Consider the following 16,388-nt stretch of genomic DNA (forward strand, 5'->3'; position numbering starts at 1 on the left):
AATGTATGCGCTTTAGCACCTTGAAATATTTTCAAAATGGTTGGAAGCGGGAGCCTGGAACGTTAAATCATGAATAATAAAAAGGAAATCGTAGCTAAGCTGGTCACTGTACTGACAAACATCGCACTTGAGACATACTCCGATTTCAGTTCGAATTTTGTCGCCAGCAAAGTTGTCGTCGCCGCTGTCGGGGTGGCAGACGAAAGGATGAGTACTTTCGCCCAAAGTGAATCTAACGGATAAAAAAATCCGATGATCAGAAAAGCAATCGCCGGATAAACGATCAGTTTGAAAGTAGTTGCAATGCTGATGAATGACATCGCACTCTTCACATTGATGTTGGAAAGGTTGATTCCTAGCAAGGTCAATAGTGCCGGTATGGCTGCGTTCCCTAACAGTTCAACCGGGTTAGCTAAAGCCACCGGGACCTGGATACCCGCTAATTTCAAAAAAATAGCCAGCAGGATTGCAACAAATGCAGGCATTTTAAAAATAGTTGAAAAGGCTTGTCCAAAACCGGTTTCTTCACTTCTGGAAGCGTAGTAAATCCCTGCAGAGTTCATGAGAAGAGATTGGATGACCGCAAAGATGATCCCGATCGTGACCCCCTTTTCCCCGAAAGTGAACATGAGGATCGGAAGTCCATAGTTCCCTGCATTTGGGAAAGCACTTGCAAGCATCATCGCATTTTTATAAGAAGGAGCCCACTTGAAGAAATAACTGATGACATTCATCAAACCTGCAAACAAAGCAAACAGAGTGACCCCGAACAGGGCGATTTTCCCTAAATCAGAAAAATCCAGAGATGAAGTTGTCACCGAATAAAAGAACAGGGCAGGACTAAAAACATAGATACATAGATCAGAGACTGGTTTTGGGTCCACCCCTAGATACCTTCCGACGATAAAGCCGATCAATATAATGAAAAATACGGGAAAAACAATATTAAGCAAATCGAATAAGAACATGACTTTCACCTGACTAATCTATTTTAAGCTTTTTTAAAGATTGTTGTTTTCACAATTCCGGTGGATGGTGCGGAAATATACTCGCTTTCCGCGGGCGAATGAAACGCTGAAGCAACCCGTTGAGTCACATAGGTCACTGGAAAACTGAAGAGGAGGCTCAAACCAAAAAGACCTGCTTCTGCATGTGCCAAATCATAATGATTTCAACCAATGTTTTACCTCTACAGATTGCACTTACCGCTAACGGACACAGAAGACCTTATTTTACCAAAATAATGGAATTTCACAAACTTAACGGACACCAGGGACCTTATTTTGGAAATATCCGATATAATCAGCTGCTTTGTTCACAAATAACGTCTGTGGTGTCCGTTAAAGTTTAAGAAACAGCGGTTTTGTCACAAATAACGGCTCTGGTGTCCGTTAACTTAAAGAAACTTGGAAAACCCAAGCCTTTGGCGCAGGTTGAGTTATTGTTCCTCTTATGCTGAAGAAAGCATTTTTTATACGATCTTTAAAAGGAAAGGCTCTTTTCTAAAAGATTGGTGCTTTTGAGTCATTTTTAAAAAGTCACCTTGTGCAAGTTGATTGGAGAGCAAGGTGCGAGACTCCTCGAAAATGAAAATCGCATTTTCTTCGTGCGATGTAACGCTGCTGAAGCTTTCCTTGTCCTGCGGGATCAGTGGGACAGGTGAGACCCTTCAATGTCGCAAGGCGACGAGTGGGCTCACCGCACGCACGCCCCGCGGAAAGCGAGCATCTTGGAGCGGAAAGCAACAACTTTAAAGAGCAACAAAGTTTGCAATAACAGCCAAAGGAAAAACAAATGAGGAGTCCCCTCCCCATTTGTCTTATTTAAAATAATATCGGGATTAATACACCGGCCAAGAGTAGAATGAGTGCTCCACCAAGCCTTGAGGAAATTTGCGCGAATGGCATTAGTTCCATTCTTCTTGATGCTGATAGAACTGCAACGTCTCCTGTTCCACCCATATTCGCCATGCACAATCCAGCTGTGATTGCTGATTCAATCGGATAGAAACCGACAATTCGACCAACCAGTGCGGAACCAATCGTTGCACCTAGAACGACAGCCAGGACAATCGCGATATATTGAAGGCTTAATGCATCGATTACCGCATTCAGATCGGTATAAGCGATTCCGATTCCGATCAGCAATGCGAATGTCCAGTTCTTTGCAACAAATTGGTACCACTGGCTCGCGCCTTCTTCCACGATCTTCGGCAAGAAGTTGAAGATTTTACAAACGGCTACTGCAATGATCATGAGTGCGTATGCGTGGAGTGGGATAAAGCCAGCTAATACTTGTCCAAAAACGAAAAATGCTAGTGCCGCAAGTAATCCGGCTCCCATTTTGCCGATATCGAGTTTAGATTCTTCTTTTTCATATTTAAAACCTTTCATCAACTGGCCATTACCGGTCAGCGAAGGCTTCTTCTCACCGATTAAGTTAAGGATACTTGCGATGACGATCGCGAAAACGTTCCCTAAAGCTAGTGCCGGAACAAGGATAGAAATATAATAGCTTGGATCATTTCCCAACAGCTCAGAATAGATTTGGGACATTGGAACTGCGCCAGCACCCATTCCGCCTCCCATGATTGGAAGTGTAATCACTAGGATAGCGTCCATCACATCAAAACCAACGATAAAACCAATCAACCCTGCTAGGACGATTGCGCCAAAGACCGCTGAAAGAAGGGGTAAAGCAAACCGCGCGCCAGCCTTGATCAGTATCTTCGAGTTCATCCCAAGTATACTACCGGTGATTAGGGCTGCGATATAAAAGTTCAGAAACTGGCCATCCTTCATGAATTCGGTGATCATTGTAACGCTTTGTTCGGGGAGTATGTTTCCATATACGAGGAAAGAGGCTCCAAAGATGGCAACAATCGCTCCCCCACCTAAATAGGTTTTAACAATAGGAGTGTGATCGCCTAACCAACCGAACAATTCTCCTAAAATGATCATGACGATCAAGCTGCCGATCATTCCGCCTGGTAATGTATTTGTGTAAAGTGCCACCAACATGATAACGCCAAAGATAGCAAACCATACGATAGGGGTACTGAATAATGTCAGTCCTTTCGTCGATTCTTCTTGAACCTGGGGTTGCTCACTGCTCTTCTCTTCGTTCTTGTAAGCTAGATTACTCACATCATCATCTCCTCACAATTGAATTTTAGAGGTTGGAAACGGTTTCAATTATCTCCGCACCTCTTTCATGTCAAAAATAGTCTTATTTTGCATTGTAGGAGATTAAGCGTACACAAATAAGGTTTTATTACTATTGAAAGTATTTTGTAAATAAAAAAAGCAAACGGCAATGCTACCGTTTACAAATAGGTCTTGATGATGGTTTCACTTTGTGGAACTCTTTGGTACCGTGTCTGTGGCCTACCGACGGATCCATATATCGTTTGGGCGTCTAGAGCACCGATATCCGTTAGAAAAGCTAAATATTTACGAGTCGAAACGCGTGAAATACCAACGTTGAAGGTGAGATCTTCTGTTGAAAAACCGTTGTGATCCAAGCCTTTTATTTCAATCCAGACCATGCGTAGCGTATCTTTTGTCAACCCTTTCGGCAACTCATTTCCTGCCGACTCATCTTGATCATTATGGAACATGAACTCATCAAGCTCCTTTTGACTCGGTTCACGATTCAAGTCAAAGTAAGCTTTCTTGCTTTTATATCTCTCCAACGATGACCGAAACCTATAAAACTCGAATGGTTTGATCAAATAATCCACCGCACCCAGTCGCAATGCTTTGTTGATATTCATCTTATCATTCGCCGCTGATATGACGATCACATCCAAGGCTGCATCTTTCGCACGTACCTCAGATAAAAATTCCAACCCGTTGATCCCCGGCATGAAAATATCAAGCAAAATCAAGTCGACTTTTTCTTGTTCCAGCACTTTGAAGGCTGCAGCCCCATCGCTTGAAACAGAGACAAGATTGAAACCTTCCATTTGTTCTAAGTATCGTTTATTGAATTCCGCTACCATTGGGTCATCTTCTACAATCAATACATTAATCATCACTTTCATCCTTACTTTTATAAGGGATACGTACTTCAAAAATAGTACCTTTTCCTGGTTGAGAGGTGACACTCACATCACCATCTAATTTTTGAATACTTTCATTCACAAGATGCAGACCATAGCCCCTCTCTGAATCTTTTGTAGAATATCCTTTTTCGAAGACTTGATTTAACTTTTCCTCGTTCATCCCTATACCTTTGTCTTTCACTTCAAGTGTAAGACACTCTTCCTCTTCATCAAAGACAAAACTGACCAATACTTTTTTGTCTTTCGCATTCTTGACAGCCTCCAATGCATTATCGATCAGATTTCCGACGATGGTGATGATTTCATGAGTGATTTCCTGATTGCGAGGCACGGGCACTAATGTGTCTTCTGATAATAAAACATTCTTGTTCTGTTCACGGGCATAACTCATCTTGGCAAGAACAAATCCAGCTAAAATCGGGTCCTTGATCCGTTTTGCGATAAAACCGATTTCTTCCTGGTAATGGTTCGTAATCTGATTAATGTATTCGGGCAGTTGATCGTAGGATTTCATATGGACCATTCCAAGGATGACATGAAGCTTGTTTTTGAACTCGTGCGCCTGGGCTCGGAGTGCTTCCGCATACATTTTCACTCCTGTCAGTTCCTCTGCAAGACGTTTGATTTCGGTCAGATCACGGAAGGTCGATATAGCCCCCACCACTCGATTATCCACTTTGATTGGGACGATGTTCGCCAGCAAAGTGATACCATTCAAGTTGGTCTCTTGATCGAGCAATGGGACCCCGGTCCTAATGACCTTGATAAGGTTCGAATCAGGCATGAAGGAATCGATTTGCTTGCCGATCAATTCGTCCTTCAGTCCAGCCTCACGAAAGATTTTTTTAGCTGTATCGTTCGCAAGTGTCACTTTCCCATCTTCATCGATGGTCAAGATCCCTTCCACAGTCGACTGTAGCATTTTATTCCGCTCTTCCAGTACTTTCGCGATTTGCGAAGGTTCGAGACCAAAGAGGATTTTCCGGACACGTCTGCCGAGGAAGATAGCTCCGATAACACCGATCACCGCTCCGAACAGGATACCGATATAGATGATGTATCTGCTCTTGCTGACGGCTTGTTCAATACTGCTCAATGAAATTCCGACCGCAACTGCACCGATTTGGTTAGTGCCTTCAGAGTTGTAGATCGGTGTAAATGATCTGAGGGACATACCTAGTGTCCCTTTTGCAATCGATACATGCTCATTCCCTTTTAAAACTTCACCCTCATCACCGCCAACAAACGTTTTGCCGATCTTTTCTTCATCAGGATGGGACTTCCGGACACTGTTCATATCAAAAACGACGACGTAGTCCACATTCGTCACTTCCCGGATATCTTCAGCAAACGTTTGGATCTCCTCTTCCGGCAGTTCGCCTTCCATACTATTGATGACGACTGGAGAATTGGCGACCATTCTCGATATATTCGTTGCTTTTTCTTCTAAATGCACTTGTGTACGCTCAGAAACCTCTTCACCTATGAGGAGATAAGTGACGAGCAGTGCCAGGATGACGACGCTGCATACAAGCAAGATGATTGTTGTTTGTAACCGGATGTTAGGTATTTTCAGTTTCATCCTGCTCATCCTCCCAGTCATGAATTTTTGCGCTGTTTGAAATTATTAATTGCATCAAAGACCAGTCTACATTATAATATCCAATGCATCGTTTTTTTCTATTTCCCATTATAGAGTCCTTATTTTACAATTACCATCATGCGCTCGTAGCTCAGGGGATAGAGCAATGGTTTCCGGTACCATGTGTCGGGGGTTCGAATCCCTCCGAGCGCGCTTAAGAGAAAGGGACTGTCCTAATACACTTAGGGCTGTTCCTTTTTTTTGGGGTGAAAACTGGCACGATATCTAATAAATTTCCAATTACGTCTATCTTGGGACAGGGACCACGCTTTTGATCCTTCCACTGTCCCCATTACGCCTGTTTTGAGACTCACCACCGCCTTTTTCTCCTCCCCCCTGTCCCAATTACGCCTGTTTTGGGACTCACCACTCTCTTTTCTCCTTCCACTGTCCCGATCAGATCCGAATTCTGACAGGCTTCCACTTTTTCTCGACTTCCTGTCCCAATTAGACCCTGCTCCGGACAGCTTTCAATTCTTACAGCAATCGTGAACAAGCCGTACAAAATGTACTGTGGTAGAGCCAAATTCCATTCTTTCTTATCTTTTCAAAAAAAAGACCCATAGGCCGCGTTCAGCCTTCAGGTCCCTATTTGTAAGCCTTATTGAATCTGTAAAATCCCTGCGTAATCAGTCAAGTATCCGGCAGCAGGATAAGCCGGGATGTCATTCCAGCGATCCGGATCTACATTCTCGATTTCCTGCGTTGCGATCCCACTCAACAATTCTTTTAAGGCCAGGTAGTTTTGCTTGGTTAAATAACCATTCGATTTCTGCCCTAAATTCCCTTCCCTTGTATTCCCTTTCGTTTCGAAAAAGATTGCAGGGTTGCTATGGCCATCAGGATTCAGATTATTGTAATTCAACCCGAGCATCATAGCTGAAACCACTCCGCCTTTGATGTCAATATAATACTTGGCATCATCCCCACCGACTTGATATTGATCGATGTGTGTATACCCATAGTTGGTAAGCTTATCATAAACATAAGCTTGCATCTGTTTGGTCACTGTATTATAGTAACCATCCTTCAACCCAGGAAGTGTTGGTCCGTCTGGTGCCAACGAAATACCGAGTGAGAAGCTGGTGGCTTCATTTGTTCCATAAACCGTCTTAAAGCCTTGATGATGAAGGTCGATTGCAAAATCCGGCTTAATATCTGCCCAATAAGCATAGACGACTTCCGATTCCTTTGCTTCGAAACCATCTAACGTCCAATCTCTGTTTAGGTCGACATAGGCGGAATCATTCACAGGTTCACCGTTTTCATCCATCAACAATGTTTCGCGCTTGTTCATGATGCTTCCATCCGGATTGTACATAGGGATGACGTATAGAGTAAGTTCATCTAAGAGTGTTTTAACATCAGGATTACCCGAACTCCCCAACGTTTTTAAAAGTTGCATGACAGCTTCTGTCGTCAGCTTCTCATCGCCATGAATCTGTGCTTGGATCCAGACCTTCGTATCACCGTTTCCGACTTTAGCAGTATAGATGCTTCGTCCTTGTTCAGTTGTTCCGTAATCATCAAGCGTCGACACTTCAATTTTTCCATCACTTTTTTGTTCAAGATGATGTAATTGATCGACCATTTCTTCATATGTCATGATACTGCTGATGTTATCATTCCCATTCGTTGAGGGTCCTCCTGGTTTCGTACTACCGGCAGCATAGACGCCAGTGGAACCTAAAACCAATCCGGCAATTGACAGTAAAGTGATGAATTTCAACAATTTATCCACGCTCGAAAACCTCCTGTGTTGTAAAAATCCGTATATCATTTTTTTATCTTGCTATGTTGTTATTCGCCTTTCCAGCCACTTTCCGGAAGTGTATCCCAGAATGACGTATCCGCTGTTTCTATCGATCCGTCGGCAATTGCTTTTAAAGCAGCGTCCATTGCCACAACAGCTTGCTGGATCAAGTAACCGTTACTCTTTTGGCCTAATACATAAGGTTCGTAATAATGGTCAGCCATTCCTCTCATTTCCATCAACAGTGTTGAGATTCCGTATTCGAGCGCAATTCCGTTACGTCCGATTGTAGGAGCTGTTCCACCAACGTACTTGGAGAGTGTTCCGTAGCCTTTCGCTTCGACCGCTTCATAAACAACTGAACCAAGCTTTTTAGACTTTTCGACAACATCAGCTGACACATTCTCATTCGTTGGATAAAGAATCGATCCTGACACAAGCTCATCACTATCCCCTAACGTTGTTTGCGTTCCTTGATGGTGTAGGTCGATCATATAATCTGGTTGATACTTTTGCAGCACGAACTCATGGAACGCTTGGGTTTCCGGCTGTTCTTTTGCAACATGATCGCGATTTAGATCCACCTCATTTGCGTTATAGCGTGTATGGGTTCCTGAGACATAATCTTCAAGTGAGAAATTGACATCTCCTTCTGCACCATCCACATTCAAACGAGGAGCAATAAGTACATTCACTTTTTCTAAAATGTCTTGTACCTCTTTCCCATTCGATGTAAGGTGCTGGATCATCTTCAAGGCACCTTCTGTCGTCAAGGTTTCATTTCCATGTTGCTGGGTTAAAAACAGAATCGTAGGGTTTTCAGGATTGCTGATGAATTTTGCAAGATAAAGGTCTCGATCTTTAACGGATTTACCATATGATTCTACGGTCAACGCTTCAGATTTTTTGTCTTGTTTTTCTAAGAAAGCCACCATTTCCTCATAGTTGTGAAGCCTTTCATTTTTGATTGTTTCATTGCCATTGTAATTAGGACCTTCTCCAACAGCACTGACGTTTCCCACAGGAAAACTGAAAAACATTCCAGCACAAAGTGTCACACTAGACAAGACCGTCATCGTTTTCTTCATTCTTTTTCCCTTCCTTTCGTGAATCGAAATATATGTACATTCTTCTTTTAAAAACGACAATTTACCTTCAATATGAAAATAATCAGGCAAGAACGTCTAAAGTTTCGACAAATACAGACAATCTTTTACAAAAGGAGGGGCTGGAGAACTAGTCTTTTATATAGAGTTATCTGTACATTCTCTTTTGTATCGGGATATAATCTAATTCGACAATTTATTTGTATTTATCTTCCGATTTTTTGAAACTCTGGAGTATTTTAATCGTCTATCTATAAGGAGATCTTTTGGCGGCTATACTGATAATACTGTGTAGTCATTCGAAAAGTATGATATAATTCATCAGGATATAGGATTAGAAATAACCAACTACTTACGGTGGTGACCATAGAAATGCCCTCACGAATAGAACGAAAAAAACAAAAGCGCAAGAAGGGAAGCTTTCTGAAGAAGACGTTAATGGTCTTGGCGATTCTTTTTATCGCGGTTGCAGCTTATGCTGCGATCCAATACTATCAAGGGCTTCAGCAAGCAACACCTTCTGAAGAGATGGAAAGTGACTATGAATTCAATGCGCCAGATGAAAAAATAGAAGGCAAATACAATGTGCTGTTACTAGGAGTCGATCGTAGAGGTGAGGAAGACTCTAGAACGGATACGATCATGATTGCACAATATGACACGAAGACCGATGAAACGAAACTAGTCTCATTGATGCGGGACTCTTATGTTGAAATTCCCGGCTATAGCAAGAATAAAATCAATACTGCCTTCTTCCATGGCGGACCGGAACTCTTGCGGAAAACGATCAAACACAACTTCGATATAGATATCCATTACTATGCCCTGGTTGATTTCAAAGGCTTTGAACAGGTGGTCGATACGATCGCGCCAGAGGGTATCGAGATGGATGTCGAAAAACGGATGTCTCAAAATATCGGGGTCACACTTGAACCCGGTGTCCAAAATTTGAACGGTAAACAATTACTCGGGTATGCAAGATTCCGTCATGATGCTGAAGGAGATTTCGGACGTGTTAAACGTCAGCAAAAAGTGATTTCGAAAGTGAAAGACGAGTTCACAAGCCTTTACGGCATTTCCAAGCTTCCTAAGGTAATGGGAACAATCCAGCCTTACATTGACACGAATATGAAAATGTTTACAGCCATGGGCCTTGCGAAAGATGTCATGTTAAACAAAAGTCAGATCGAAACGATGAAAATTCCGATCGATAACTCTTGGAATGATCCGACTTACCAGGGTGTCGGCCAAGTGCTTGAAATGGATATAGAACAAAACAGACAGGCCTTGAAAGAGTTCCTTGGAATGGATGAAAATTCAACCAACATGACAACCAAAAACGAAGACGAAGAACCCGAATCGTAATAATGAAAAGTTTAAAGAAAACTTAGCAAAGCCAAGCCTTTGGCGCAGGCTGAGCTAAAGTTGCGCTTATATTGAAAAAAGTTTTATCCTTTCTTTAAATGCAAAAAAGCTGCCCACTGACATCAAAAAGATGTCACAATGGGCAGCTTTTCTTATTGACTGCGGTACCAAGCACTTCGGGGTGTACCAGGCACCGATTGAAACCCCTTGGTATCACTGCATTCTTAATCGGTGCCAGGTACATTTTGCAATCCCTTGTCCCCCAACGCTTTTCAAAGTGTACCTGGCACGCAGAAAGAACCCTTGCGCGGCAAGGGTTCTGAAAGGGTGCCTGGCACCGAGGCAAAAGCACCGGGTTTATTCTTCTTTGCCCATGCCTTTGAGGAAGGCGAGGATCATGCGGATGGAGCGGTTGACTTCGGGATCCTTCAAGGTTTTGATCAGCTGAAACATGCTGATCATTTCATCTTTTTCTTCCTCTTCGGTGGCTTCCAGTACGCCATGGTTGATCTTTTCCATGAATGGCTGCATTTTCGAGAATTCGATCGTTCCTAAGAATCCGATGAAATCGACGACATTCCGAGCGAACTTCGCGTTATGCGGACGATTGATCTCCCTGAAGAATGCGGACGTTGCTTGCTCCCGATGATTCACCATTGCACTTAGCAACGGCAGCATGTCGCTTTCATGAAGTCTGTCAACCAGCACGATCAGATCCAGTATCGCATCCTTTCGTTCTGCCAGCGCTTGTTCGATCTCCTCCATGCCTTTTTCACGGACCTCTTCTTTGGAAGGAACAAGTGGTTCGACTTTCCGAGTAGGTTTTGCCATTACTTTTTCACTTCCTTCTTACGCACGACATTGCCAGGAAACACATAATCATCTCTCTCCCATTTTTCCTCGACTTTGATACCGATTTGAGGCTGACGGTTACCGAATCGATGGTTGTTATGCGGTAGCGGTCTCTCTCCTTCGAAATCAAGCAATTCCATCTTCACCGCTGTATCTTTGTAAGCCGGTGTATCCGTATCCTTGTCGACTTCACTTGAGGTCAACTTGTTGACAGCGAGATCACCATTGTCATTCAACGGAATATAGAGCTCTTTCCCTTTCACTCGCTCTGTGACCACAACCCTGCCTTTAACTGACCCCGTCCGTGACGTCAGCCGTACCATCGAGCCGTCTTTCAATCCTCGATCTTTCGCAAGTTCATGGGATACTTCGATGAACGCATGTGGCGTTTTTCGGGTAATTCCGTGTGACTTGTATGTCATATTCCCTTCATGGAAATGTTCAAGCAAACGGCCGCTATTGACGTGCAAGTCGTACTCCTCGTCTGTTCCTGTCGGTTCTGTCCAATCGACGAAAAACAACCTTGCCCGACCATCATCGAAATGGAATTTTTCTTCATAAAGCATCGGCATATCAATTCCCTCTTCATCGACTGGCCAAATCAGACTTTTATATCCTTCCATCCGTTCATAAGAAACACCTGCGAACATTGGGGTCAGCTTCGCGATTTCATCCATGACCTGGGCAGGTCCCTCGTACTTCCATCCGGCTCCAAGTTCATTTGCGAGCATCTGCGTGATTTCCCAGTCTGGCTTAGCATCACCCAACGTCGGAAGAGCGGGATAGATGCGCTGGATCCGTCTTTCCGTATTCGTAAATGTCCCCTCTTTTTCAAGGCTAGGTACAGCCGGTAAAATCACATCCGCAAATTCGGACGTTCGTGATAAAAACAGATCCTGGACCACAAAGAAATCAAGCTTTTCAAAACCGCGCTGGACGTAATTCGCATTTGCATCCACGATCCCCATATCCTCACCCTGGAGATAAAGGGCGCGTAACGTTCCATCATGGATCGCATCGACCATACCATGATTCGTCAACCCTGGTTCGCCGTTCAAATTCACGCCCCATGCCTCTTCAAACTTTTTACGGATCTCATCATTCTGGACATCTTGATAGCCTGAAAAAGTGTTTGGCATGCTTCCGAAATCACTGCACCCCTGGACGTTGTTGTGCCCTCTGAGCGGATAGGCACCCGTTCCATGACGACCATAGTTCCCGGTTACGATCAGCAAATTGGAGATCGCCGTACTGGTGTCGCTTCCGCCCTTTTGTTGCGTAACGCCCATTGCCCAGCAGATAACAGTTGAATCTGACTCATGAATCGCTTCAGCAATTTTAATCATCGTGTCTTTCGAAAGTCCCGTCTCTTTTTCAGCATAATCCAGTGTGAATTTCTGGATCTTTTCAAGGTACTCCTCGACATTTATAACACGGTTCTTCAAAAATTCCTTGTCATGCCAACCTTGTTCAACAATGTAGTTCGTTACTGCAGAAAGCCAGACGAGATCCGAACCTGGTTTCGGCTGGATGAACATATCCGCACGTTCAGCCATCTCATGCTCACGGATATCTGCGACGATCATTTTCTGGCCGAACAGCTTTTGAGACCGCTTGATTTTAGAAGCCAAAACCGGGTGGGACTCTGCCGTGTTCGAGCCGATCGTGATGACAAGACTGGCTGTTTCAATATCCTTGAGTGAACCAGCGTCCCCGCCATAACCTACTGTCCGGAACAATCCTTTTGTAGCAGGAGACTGGCAATACCTCGAACAGTTATCCACGTTGTTGGTCCCGAAGATTTGACGCGCTAGCTTCTGCATCAAATAGGATTCTTCATTCGTCGCTTTGGAAGAAGCAATGAAACCGAGTGCTTCAGGGCCGCTTTCCGCGTGGATTTCTTTCAATCTTTTTGCGACATACGAGATTGCCTCGGCCCATTCCACTTCCTTGAATGTATCCCCTTCTCGGATAAGAGGCTTCGTCAGTCTCTCTTCACTATTCACATAATCCCAGCCGAACTTTCCTTTCACACAAGTCGAGATTCCATTGGCTGGCGCTTCAGGCTGCGGCTGGATTTTTAAAATATGCCGGTCTTTCGTCCACACATCGAAACTGCAGCCGACTCCGCAATACGTACAGACCGTTTTTGTTTTCCGGATGCGATCCTCACGCATTTCCGCTTCGGTATCCGATATCGCGAACAATGGACCGAAACCGGATTCAACATTTTTCGTAAAATCGATCATCGACCGCAGCGTTCCCTGTTCGACGTTCGAAAGGTAGCCCGCTTCCTTGATCATTGATTTTTCCATCAAAGCATTACACGGACACACGGTTACACACTGTCCGCAGTTGACACAGGAGGATTCATCAATCGGAACATCATTATCCCAGAGGACACGTGGCTGTTCACGCTCCCAATCAATCGTAAGGGTTTCATTGACTTCGATATCCTGACAAACCTCCACGCACCGGCCGCACAATATACATTGGTTCGGATCATATCGATAAAAGGACCCTGAATCATCGATGTCATACCCCTTCGATTGGAAAGGAATATTCTGATGTTCCTTCTGCATCTCAGCCACTGTGTTATGGATATCGCAGCGACCGTTATTATAGTCACACACCGTACAATACAATTCATGCTTGTGCAGAATCTTATCCATCGCGTAATCCTGTGCTTTATGTACATCTTCATGCTGCGTATTGATTTCCATATCCGCTTCAAGCTTCATCCCACAAGCACGCTGCAGCTCCCCATTTACCTCAACGATACACGTATCACAGCTCTCGATCGGGCCAAGGCTTTCGTGAAAACAGATTGCCGGTACATCGACATCTTCCGCTTTCAGGAATTGAAGTACATTCTGACCTGCCGACGTCTGGTACTCCTCACCATTGACATTGACTCGAATCATTTCATCAGACACGATTGAACCTCCTCTTTTACTCCCATAATGGAAAGGAGCAAGCTTCATAGAAATCCACTGCTCCCTTATATGAATTTGAAAAGTTCCCTATCTAGTACATTGTTTCCCTTTCAAACTTGGTATAAACCACCTTTCATTAATACGAAAACACCTCACCCATCAACGGAATCAGGGTCCTTCGCGATTTCTTTTGAAGAATTGGACGTTTAAATCGGTTAAGAAAGGGAAAAATGATATGATGTATACATAGCTTCTTACATAACGGTCATAAGTTCTTTTCTAAAGCTTTGTAATATACGAATGTTGTTTCAAACAAAAGCCACAACACTCCTGCGGGAACAGCGAGCCAGGCGAGACCCAGGCTTACGGATCGTCCTCGGAAAACAAAGCTTTTTGAAAAGAGAAAAAAACGTCGAACGAAAAATCCGCTAGTAAGAGCCTAATAGTTTGACCTATATTGACCTATTGAGTAAGATGAAATTAAAGCCATAAAGATACTTATGGAAAGAGGAGGATTTCTGAATATGAACTTAATCCCAACAGTTATTGAACAAACGAACCGCGGGGAACGTGCCTATGATATCTACTCCCGCCTTCTAAAAGATCGCATCATCATGCTAGGGAGCGCAATTGATGACAATGTTGCTAACTCGATCGTCGCACAATTATTATTCTTAGCTGCAGAAGATCCTGAAAAAGACATTTCGCTTTACATCAACAGTCCTGGAGGATCCATCACAGCAGGTATGGCGATCTATGATACGATGCAATTCATCAAGCCGAAAGTCAGCACAATCTGTATCGGTATGGCAGCATCTATGGGTGCATTCTTACTTACAGCAGGGGAACCTGGAAAACGTTTCGCACTGCCGAACAGTGAAGTCATGATCCACCAGCCGCTTGGCGGTACACAAGGTCAGGCTGCTGACATTGAAATCCATGCTCGCCGCATCATTGAAATGCGCGAGAAGATCAACAAGATTATTGCAGACCGCTCTGGTCAACCGGTTGAAGTTGTAGAACGCGATACGGATCGTGATAACTTCATGAGCGCACACCGTGCAAAAGAATACGGTCTGATCGACGACGTTATTGAAAAACCAGTGAATGTGGATAACAAATAAGTATTTTATGAGACTGGCTCCGAATCATTTCGGGGTCAGTTTTTTTATTTCCAACAGTAGGCTTTCTCCTATCATGCTCATAAACTGATATAGAAGATTTGGTAACGTACGAAGAAAAAGGAGGAAGACAAATGAAGGTGTTCCTTATCCTGTTTTTCATAGCGATGTTAGGACTAGGAAGCTACGCAGTCAATGATGATGTTATTCGGAACCCTGATCACTCAGATGGCTCGACTGACGCATCAGATGAAAATAATTCAGAGGATCTTATCGAAAATAAGGTTTTTAAAATCGCCTCACCTCTTCCGGATCAAACGGTGAATGAAGAGTTCGTGTTCAAAGGCAAAGCTAGAGTTTTCGAGGCCAATTTCCAATATGAACTGAAGGATGGTGAAACGGTTCTCGAGAATGATTTCATAACAGCTTCTGAAGGGGCACCTGGCTGGGGCGAGTTCGAACGAGTCATCACCGTTCCTGACACTATCGATTCGAAATTGATTTTAAAAATCTTCGTATCTAGCGCAAAGGACGGGTCAGAAATTAACGTTTTAGAAATTCCTTTGAAAACCGAGTGATGTTTACCGAAGCATGGACTGGCAATGAGGACAATGCTTCGGTGAACGACTAAGTTTAAATCCAGACGGTCTCGAAGCTTTGCCACGTACCTGGCAATACAAGCGACCATGATAAGCACGCCCCATCCGGATCCGAAAATAGAACAACAGCCCAAGAATCAAAAAGAAAATCACCCATGCAAACGTAACCAACCTAAACCCCTCCTCGTTTTTTATCTTGACTCGCACACATGTATATTTCAAGGATACCAGAAATAGGAATAAAGCGAAGACATAACTATCGAGGTGAGGACTTGGAAGGCTTTGAAACTCGAATCACTGTCGAAGAGTTGGAAACATGTGAACTGCCCTTTTGTGCACAAACAAACAACGAAGCACCCCTTTTCACCGCTGAAGCATACAGTAACACGGAGAAAAAAATAACCGAGGTTTCGCTTGAAAATTATAAAGGGAAATGGGTGATTCTTTTTTTCTATGGAAGTGACTTCACGTTTGTTTGACCGACGGAACTGGCGGCGGTCGCTGCCATTTATCCTAAGCTCCGTACGTTGAATGCTGAGGTTTTGGCAATCAGCACGGACAGTGTGTACGCTCACAAAGTATTTACAGAAACATCTCCTTCAGCTGCAAAAGTCAATTTCCCGCTTGTCAGTGATCGGACACAGGTGATCAGTCGCGCTTATCGTGTGTTGAATGAAAAGACAGGCGCCGCGCTTCGGGCTACCGTGTTCGTTGATCCAGACAGCGTGATCGTTTCAAGGCTCATCAATCCACTTGAAGTGGGACGAAATGTCTATGAAATTTTAAGATTGCTTCAAGGGATCCAATACGGGAGAAGTACAGGAGAAGGAGTCCCAGCCAACTGGTTGCCCGGCCAGCCAGGTATAAAACGGAATCCAGCCATGATCGGGAAAATCTGACAGCTTGCTAGATGATGCGTCTATAAAAAGAGTAATAAAAGTTGATTCG

At 43.8% G+C, this 16,388-nt stretch carries 13 protein-coding genes and 1 tRNA gene; 5 read left to right on the forward strand and 9 right to left on the reverse strand.

The window, feature by feature from the left end; all coding sequences use genetic code 11:
• Positions 1 to 62 precede the first annotated feature (62 nt).
• The 4 genes from ACTWQL_RS02855 to dcuS form a co-directional block, all read right to left on the reverse strand.
• Positions 63 to 968 carry an AEC family transporter gene (locus ACTWQL_RS02855; RefSeq protein ID WP_443140910.1) on the reverse strand — a complete coding sequence of 302 codons (906 nt, stop codon included), beginning with the start codon at positions 966 to 968 and terminating at the stop codon, positions 63 to 65.
• 855 nt (positions 969 to 1,823) lie between these two features.
• On the reverse strand, positions 1,824 to 3,146 hold the full coding sequence (locus tag ACTWQL_RS02860) for a 2-hydroxycarboxylate transporter family protein (protein ID WP_443140911.1): 1,323 nt from the start codon (positions 3,144 to 3,146) through the stop codon (positions 1,824 to 1,826).
• Positions 3,147 to 3,325: 179 nt separating this feature from the next.
• A complete protein-coding gene (locus ACTWQL_RS02865; protein ID WP_443140912.1) occupies positions 3,326 to 4,036 on the reverse strand; it encodes a response regulator in 711 nt (236 codons plus the stop codon).
• Positions 4,029 to 5,648, reverse strand: a complete 1,620-nt coding sequence (gene dcuS, locus ACTWQL_RS02870) for a DcuS/MalK family sensor histidine kinase (protein WP_443140913.1) — start codon at positions 5,646 to 5,648, stop codon at positions 4,029 to 4,031. The genes ACTWQL_RS02865 and dcuS overlap by 8 nt, the downstream gene beginning before the upstream one ends.
• Before the next feature lie 140 nt (positions 5,649 to 5,788).
• On the opposite strand from dcuS, the gene ACTWQL_RS02875 reads away from it, so the two are divergent.
• Positions 5,789 to 5,861 (forward strand) — tRNA-Arg (locus ACTWQL_RS02875).
• A 448-nt stretch (positions 5,862 to 6,309) separates the two neighbouring features.
• On the opposite strand, the gene ACTWQL_RS02880 is transcribed toward ACTWQL_RS02875, so the two are convergent.
• Positions 6,310 to 7,449 (reverse strand): M14 family zinc carboxypeptidase, encoded by a 1,140-nt coding sequence (locus ACTWQL_RS02880; protein ID WP_443140914.1) that lies wholly within the window; start codon positions 7,447 to 7,449, stop codon positions 6,310 to 6,312.
• A gap of 59 nt (positions 7,450 to 7,508) precedes the next feature.
• Positions 7,509 to 8,549: a M14 family metallopeptidase gene (locus ACTWQL_RS02885; protein ID WP_443140915.1), complete on the reverse strand. Its 1,041-nt coding sequence runs from the start codon at positions 8,547 to 8,549 to the stop codon at positions 7,509 to 7,511.
• Between the two features lie 390 nt (positions 8,550 to 8,939).
• Here ACTWQL_RS02885 and ACTWQL_RS02890 point away from each other — a divergent pair, with 390 nt between their 5' ends.
• Positions 8,940 to 9,932, forward strand: coding sequence for an LCP family protein (locus tag ACTWQL_RS02890; protein ID WP_443140916.1), 993 nt, complete (start codon positions 8,940 to 8,942; stop codon positions 9,930 to 9,932).
• 357 nt (positions 9,933 to 10,289) lie between these two features.
• On the opposite strand, the gene ACTWQL_RS02895 is transcribed toward ACTWQL_RS02890, so the two are convergent.
• Together ACTWQL_RS02895 and fdhF are read right to left on the reverse strand one after the other, a co-directional pair.
• Positions 10,290 to 10,763, reverse strand: a complete 474-nt coding sequence (locus ACTWQL_RS02895; protein WP_443140917.1) for a DUF1641 domain-containing protein — start codon at positions 10,761 to 10,763, stop codon at positions 10,290 to 10,292.
• The gene (gene fdhF / locus ACTWQL_RS02900) at positions 10,763 to 13,708 is read right to left on the reverse strand and encodes a formate dehydrogenase subunit alpha (protein ID WP_443141455.1); all 2,946 of its coding nucleotides are present in this window, start codon (positions 13,706 to 13,708) and stop codon (positions 10,763 to 10,765) included. The genes ACTWQL_RS02895 and fdhF overlap by 1 nt, the downstream gene beginning before the upstream one ends.
• Before the next feature lie 536 nt (positions 13,709 to 14,244).
• On the opposite strand from fdhF, the gene clpP reads away from it, so the two are divergent.
• Both clpP and ACTWQL_RS02910 read left to right on the forward strand, forming a co-directional pair.
• Positions 14,245 to 14,844 (forward strand): ATP-dependent Clp endopeptidase proteolytic subunit ClpP, encoded by a 600-nt coding sequence (clpP, locus tag ACTWQL_RS02905; RefSeq protein WP_221566861.1) that lies wholly within the window; start codon positions 14,245 to 14,247, stop codon positions 14,842 to 14,844.
• 131 nt (positions 14,845 to 14,975) lie between these two features.
• Positions 14,976 to 15,419, forward strand: coding sequence for a Gmad2 immunoglobulin-like domain-containing protein (locus ACTWQL_RS02910; RefSeq protein WP_443140918.1), 444 nt, complete (start codon positions 14,976 to 14,978; stop codon positions 15,417 to 15,419).
• 3 nt (positions 15,420 to 15,422) lie between these two features.
• Here ACTWQL_RS02910 and ACTWQL_RS02915 read toward each other — a convergent pair whose 3' ends face one another.
• On the reverse strand, positions 15,423 to 15,611 hold the full coding sequence (locus ACTWQL_RS02915; protein ID WP_443140919.1) for a hypothetical protein: 189 nt from the start codon (positions 15,609 to 15,611) through the stop codon (positions 15,423 to 15,425).
• Between the two features lie 122 nt (positions 15,612 to 15,733).
• Between ACTWQL_RS02915 and ACTWQL_RS02920 the strand changes: the two genes are divergently transcribed.
• Positions 15,734 to 16,339, forward strand: coding sequence for a peroxiredoxin (locus ACTWQL_RS02920; RefSeq protein ID WP_443141456.1), 606 nt, complete (start codon positions 15,734 to 15,736; stop codon positions 16,337 to 16,339).
• The last annotated feature ends 49 nt before the right edge of the window (positions 16,340 to 16,388 follow it).

The organism is Pseudalkalibacillus sp. R45, from assembly GCF_052246725.1.
Taxonomy (GTDB): domain Bacteria; phylum Bacillota; class Bacilli; order Bacillales; family Fictibacillaceae; genus Pseudalkalibacillus.

What these genes read in the sequence shown, in the direction of transcription:
- ACTWQL_RS02855 (WP_443140910.1), bottom strand. Translation starts at nt 968, where the DNA reads ATGTTCTTATTCGATTTGCTTAATATTGTTTTTCCCGTATTTTTCATT.
- ACTWQL_RS02865 (WP_443140912.1), bottom strand. Translation starts at nt 4,036, where the DNA reads ATGATTAATGTATTGATTGTAGAAGATGACCCAATGGTAGCGGAATTC.
- dcuS (WP_443140913.1), bottom strand. Translation starts at nt 5,648, where the DNA reads ATGAAACTGAAAATACCTAACATCCGGTTACAAACAACAATCATCTTG.
- ACTWQL_RS02885 (WP_443140915.1), bottom strand. Translation starts at nt 8,549, where the DNA reads ATGAAGAAAACGATGACGGTCTTGTCTAGTGTGACACTTTGTGCTGGA.
- ACTWQL_RS02890 (WP_443140916.1), top strand. Translation starts at nt 8,940, where the DNA reads ATGCCCTCACGAATAGAACGAAAAAAACAAAAGCGCAAGAAGGGAAGC.
- ACTWQL_RS02895 (WP_443140917.1), bottom strand. Translation starts at nt 10,763, where the DNA reads ATGGCAAAACCTACTCGGAAAGTCGAACCACTTGTTCCTTCCAAAGAA.
- fdhF (WP_443141455.1), bottom strand. Translation starts at nt 13,708, where the DNA reads ATGATTCGAGTCAATGTCAATGGTGAGGAGTACCAGACGTCGGCAGGT.
- clpP (WP_221566861.1), top strand. Translation starts at nt 14,245, where the DNA reads ATGAACTTAATCCCAACAGTTATTGAACAAACGAACCGCGGGGAACGT.
- ACTWQL_RS02910 (WP_443140918.1), top strand. Translation starts at nt 14,976, where the DNA reads ATGAAGGTGTTCCTTATCCTGTTTTTCATAGCGATGTTAGGACTAGGA.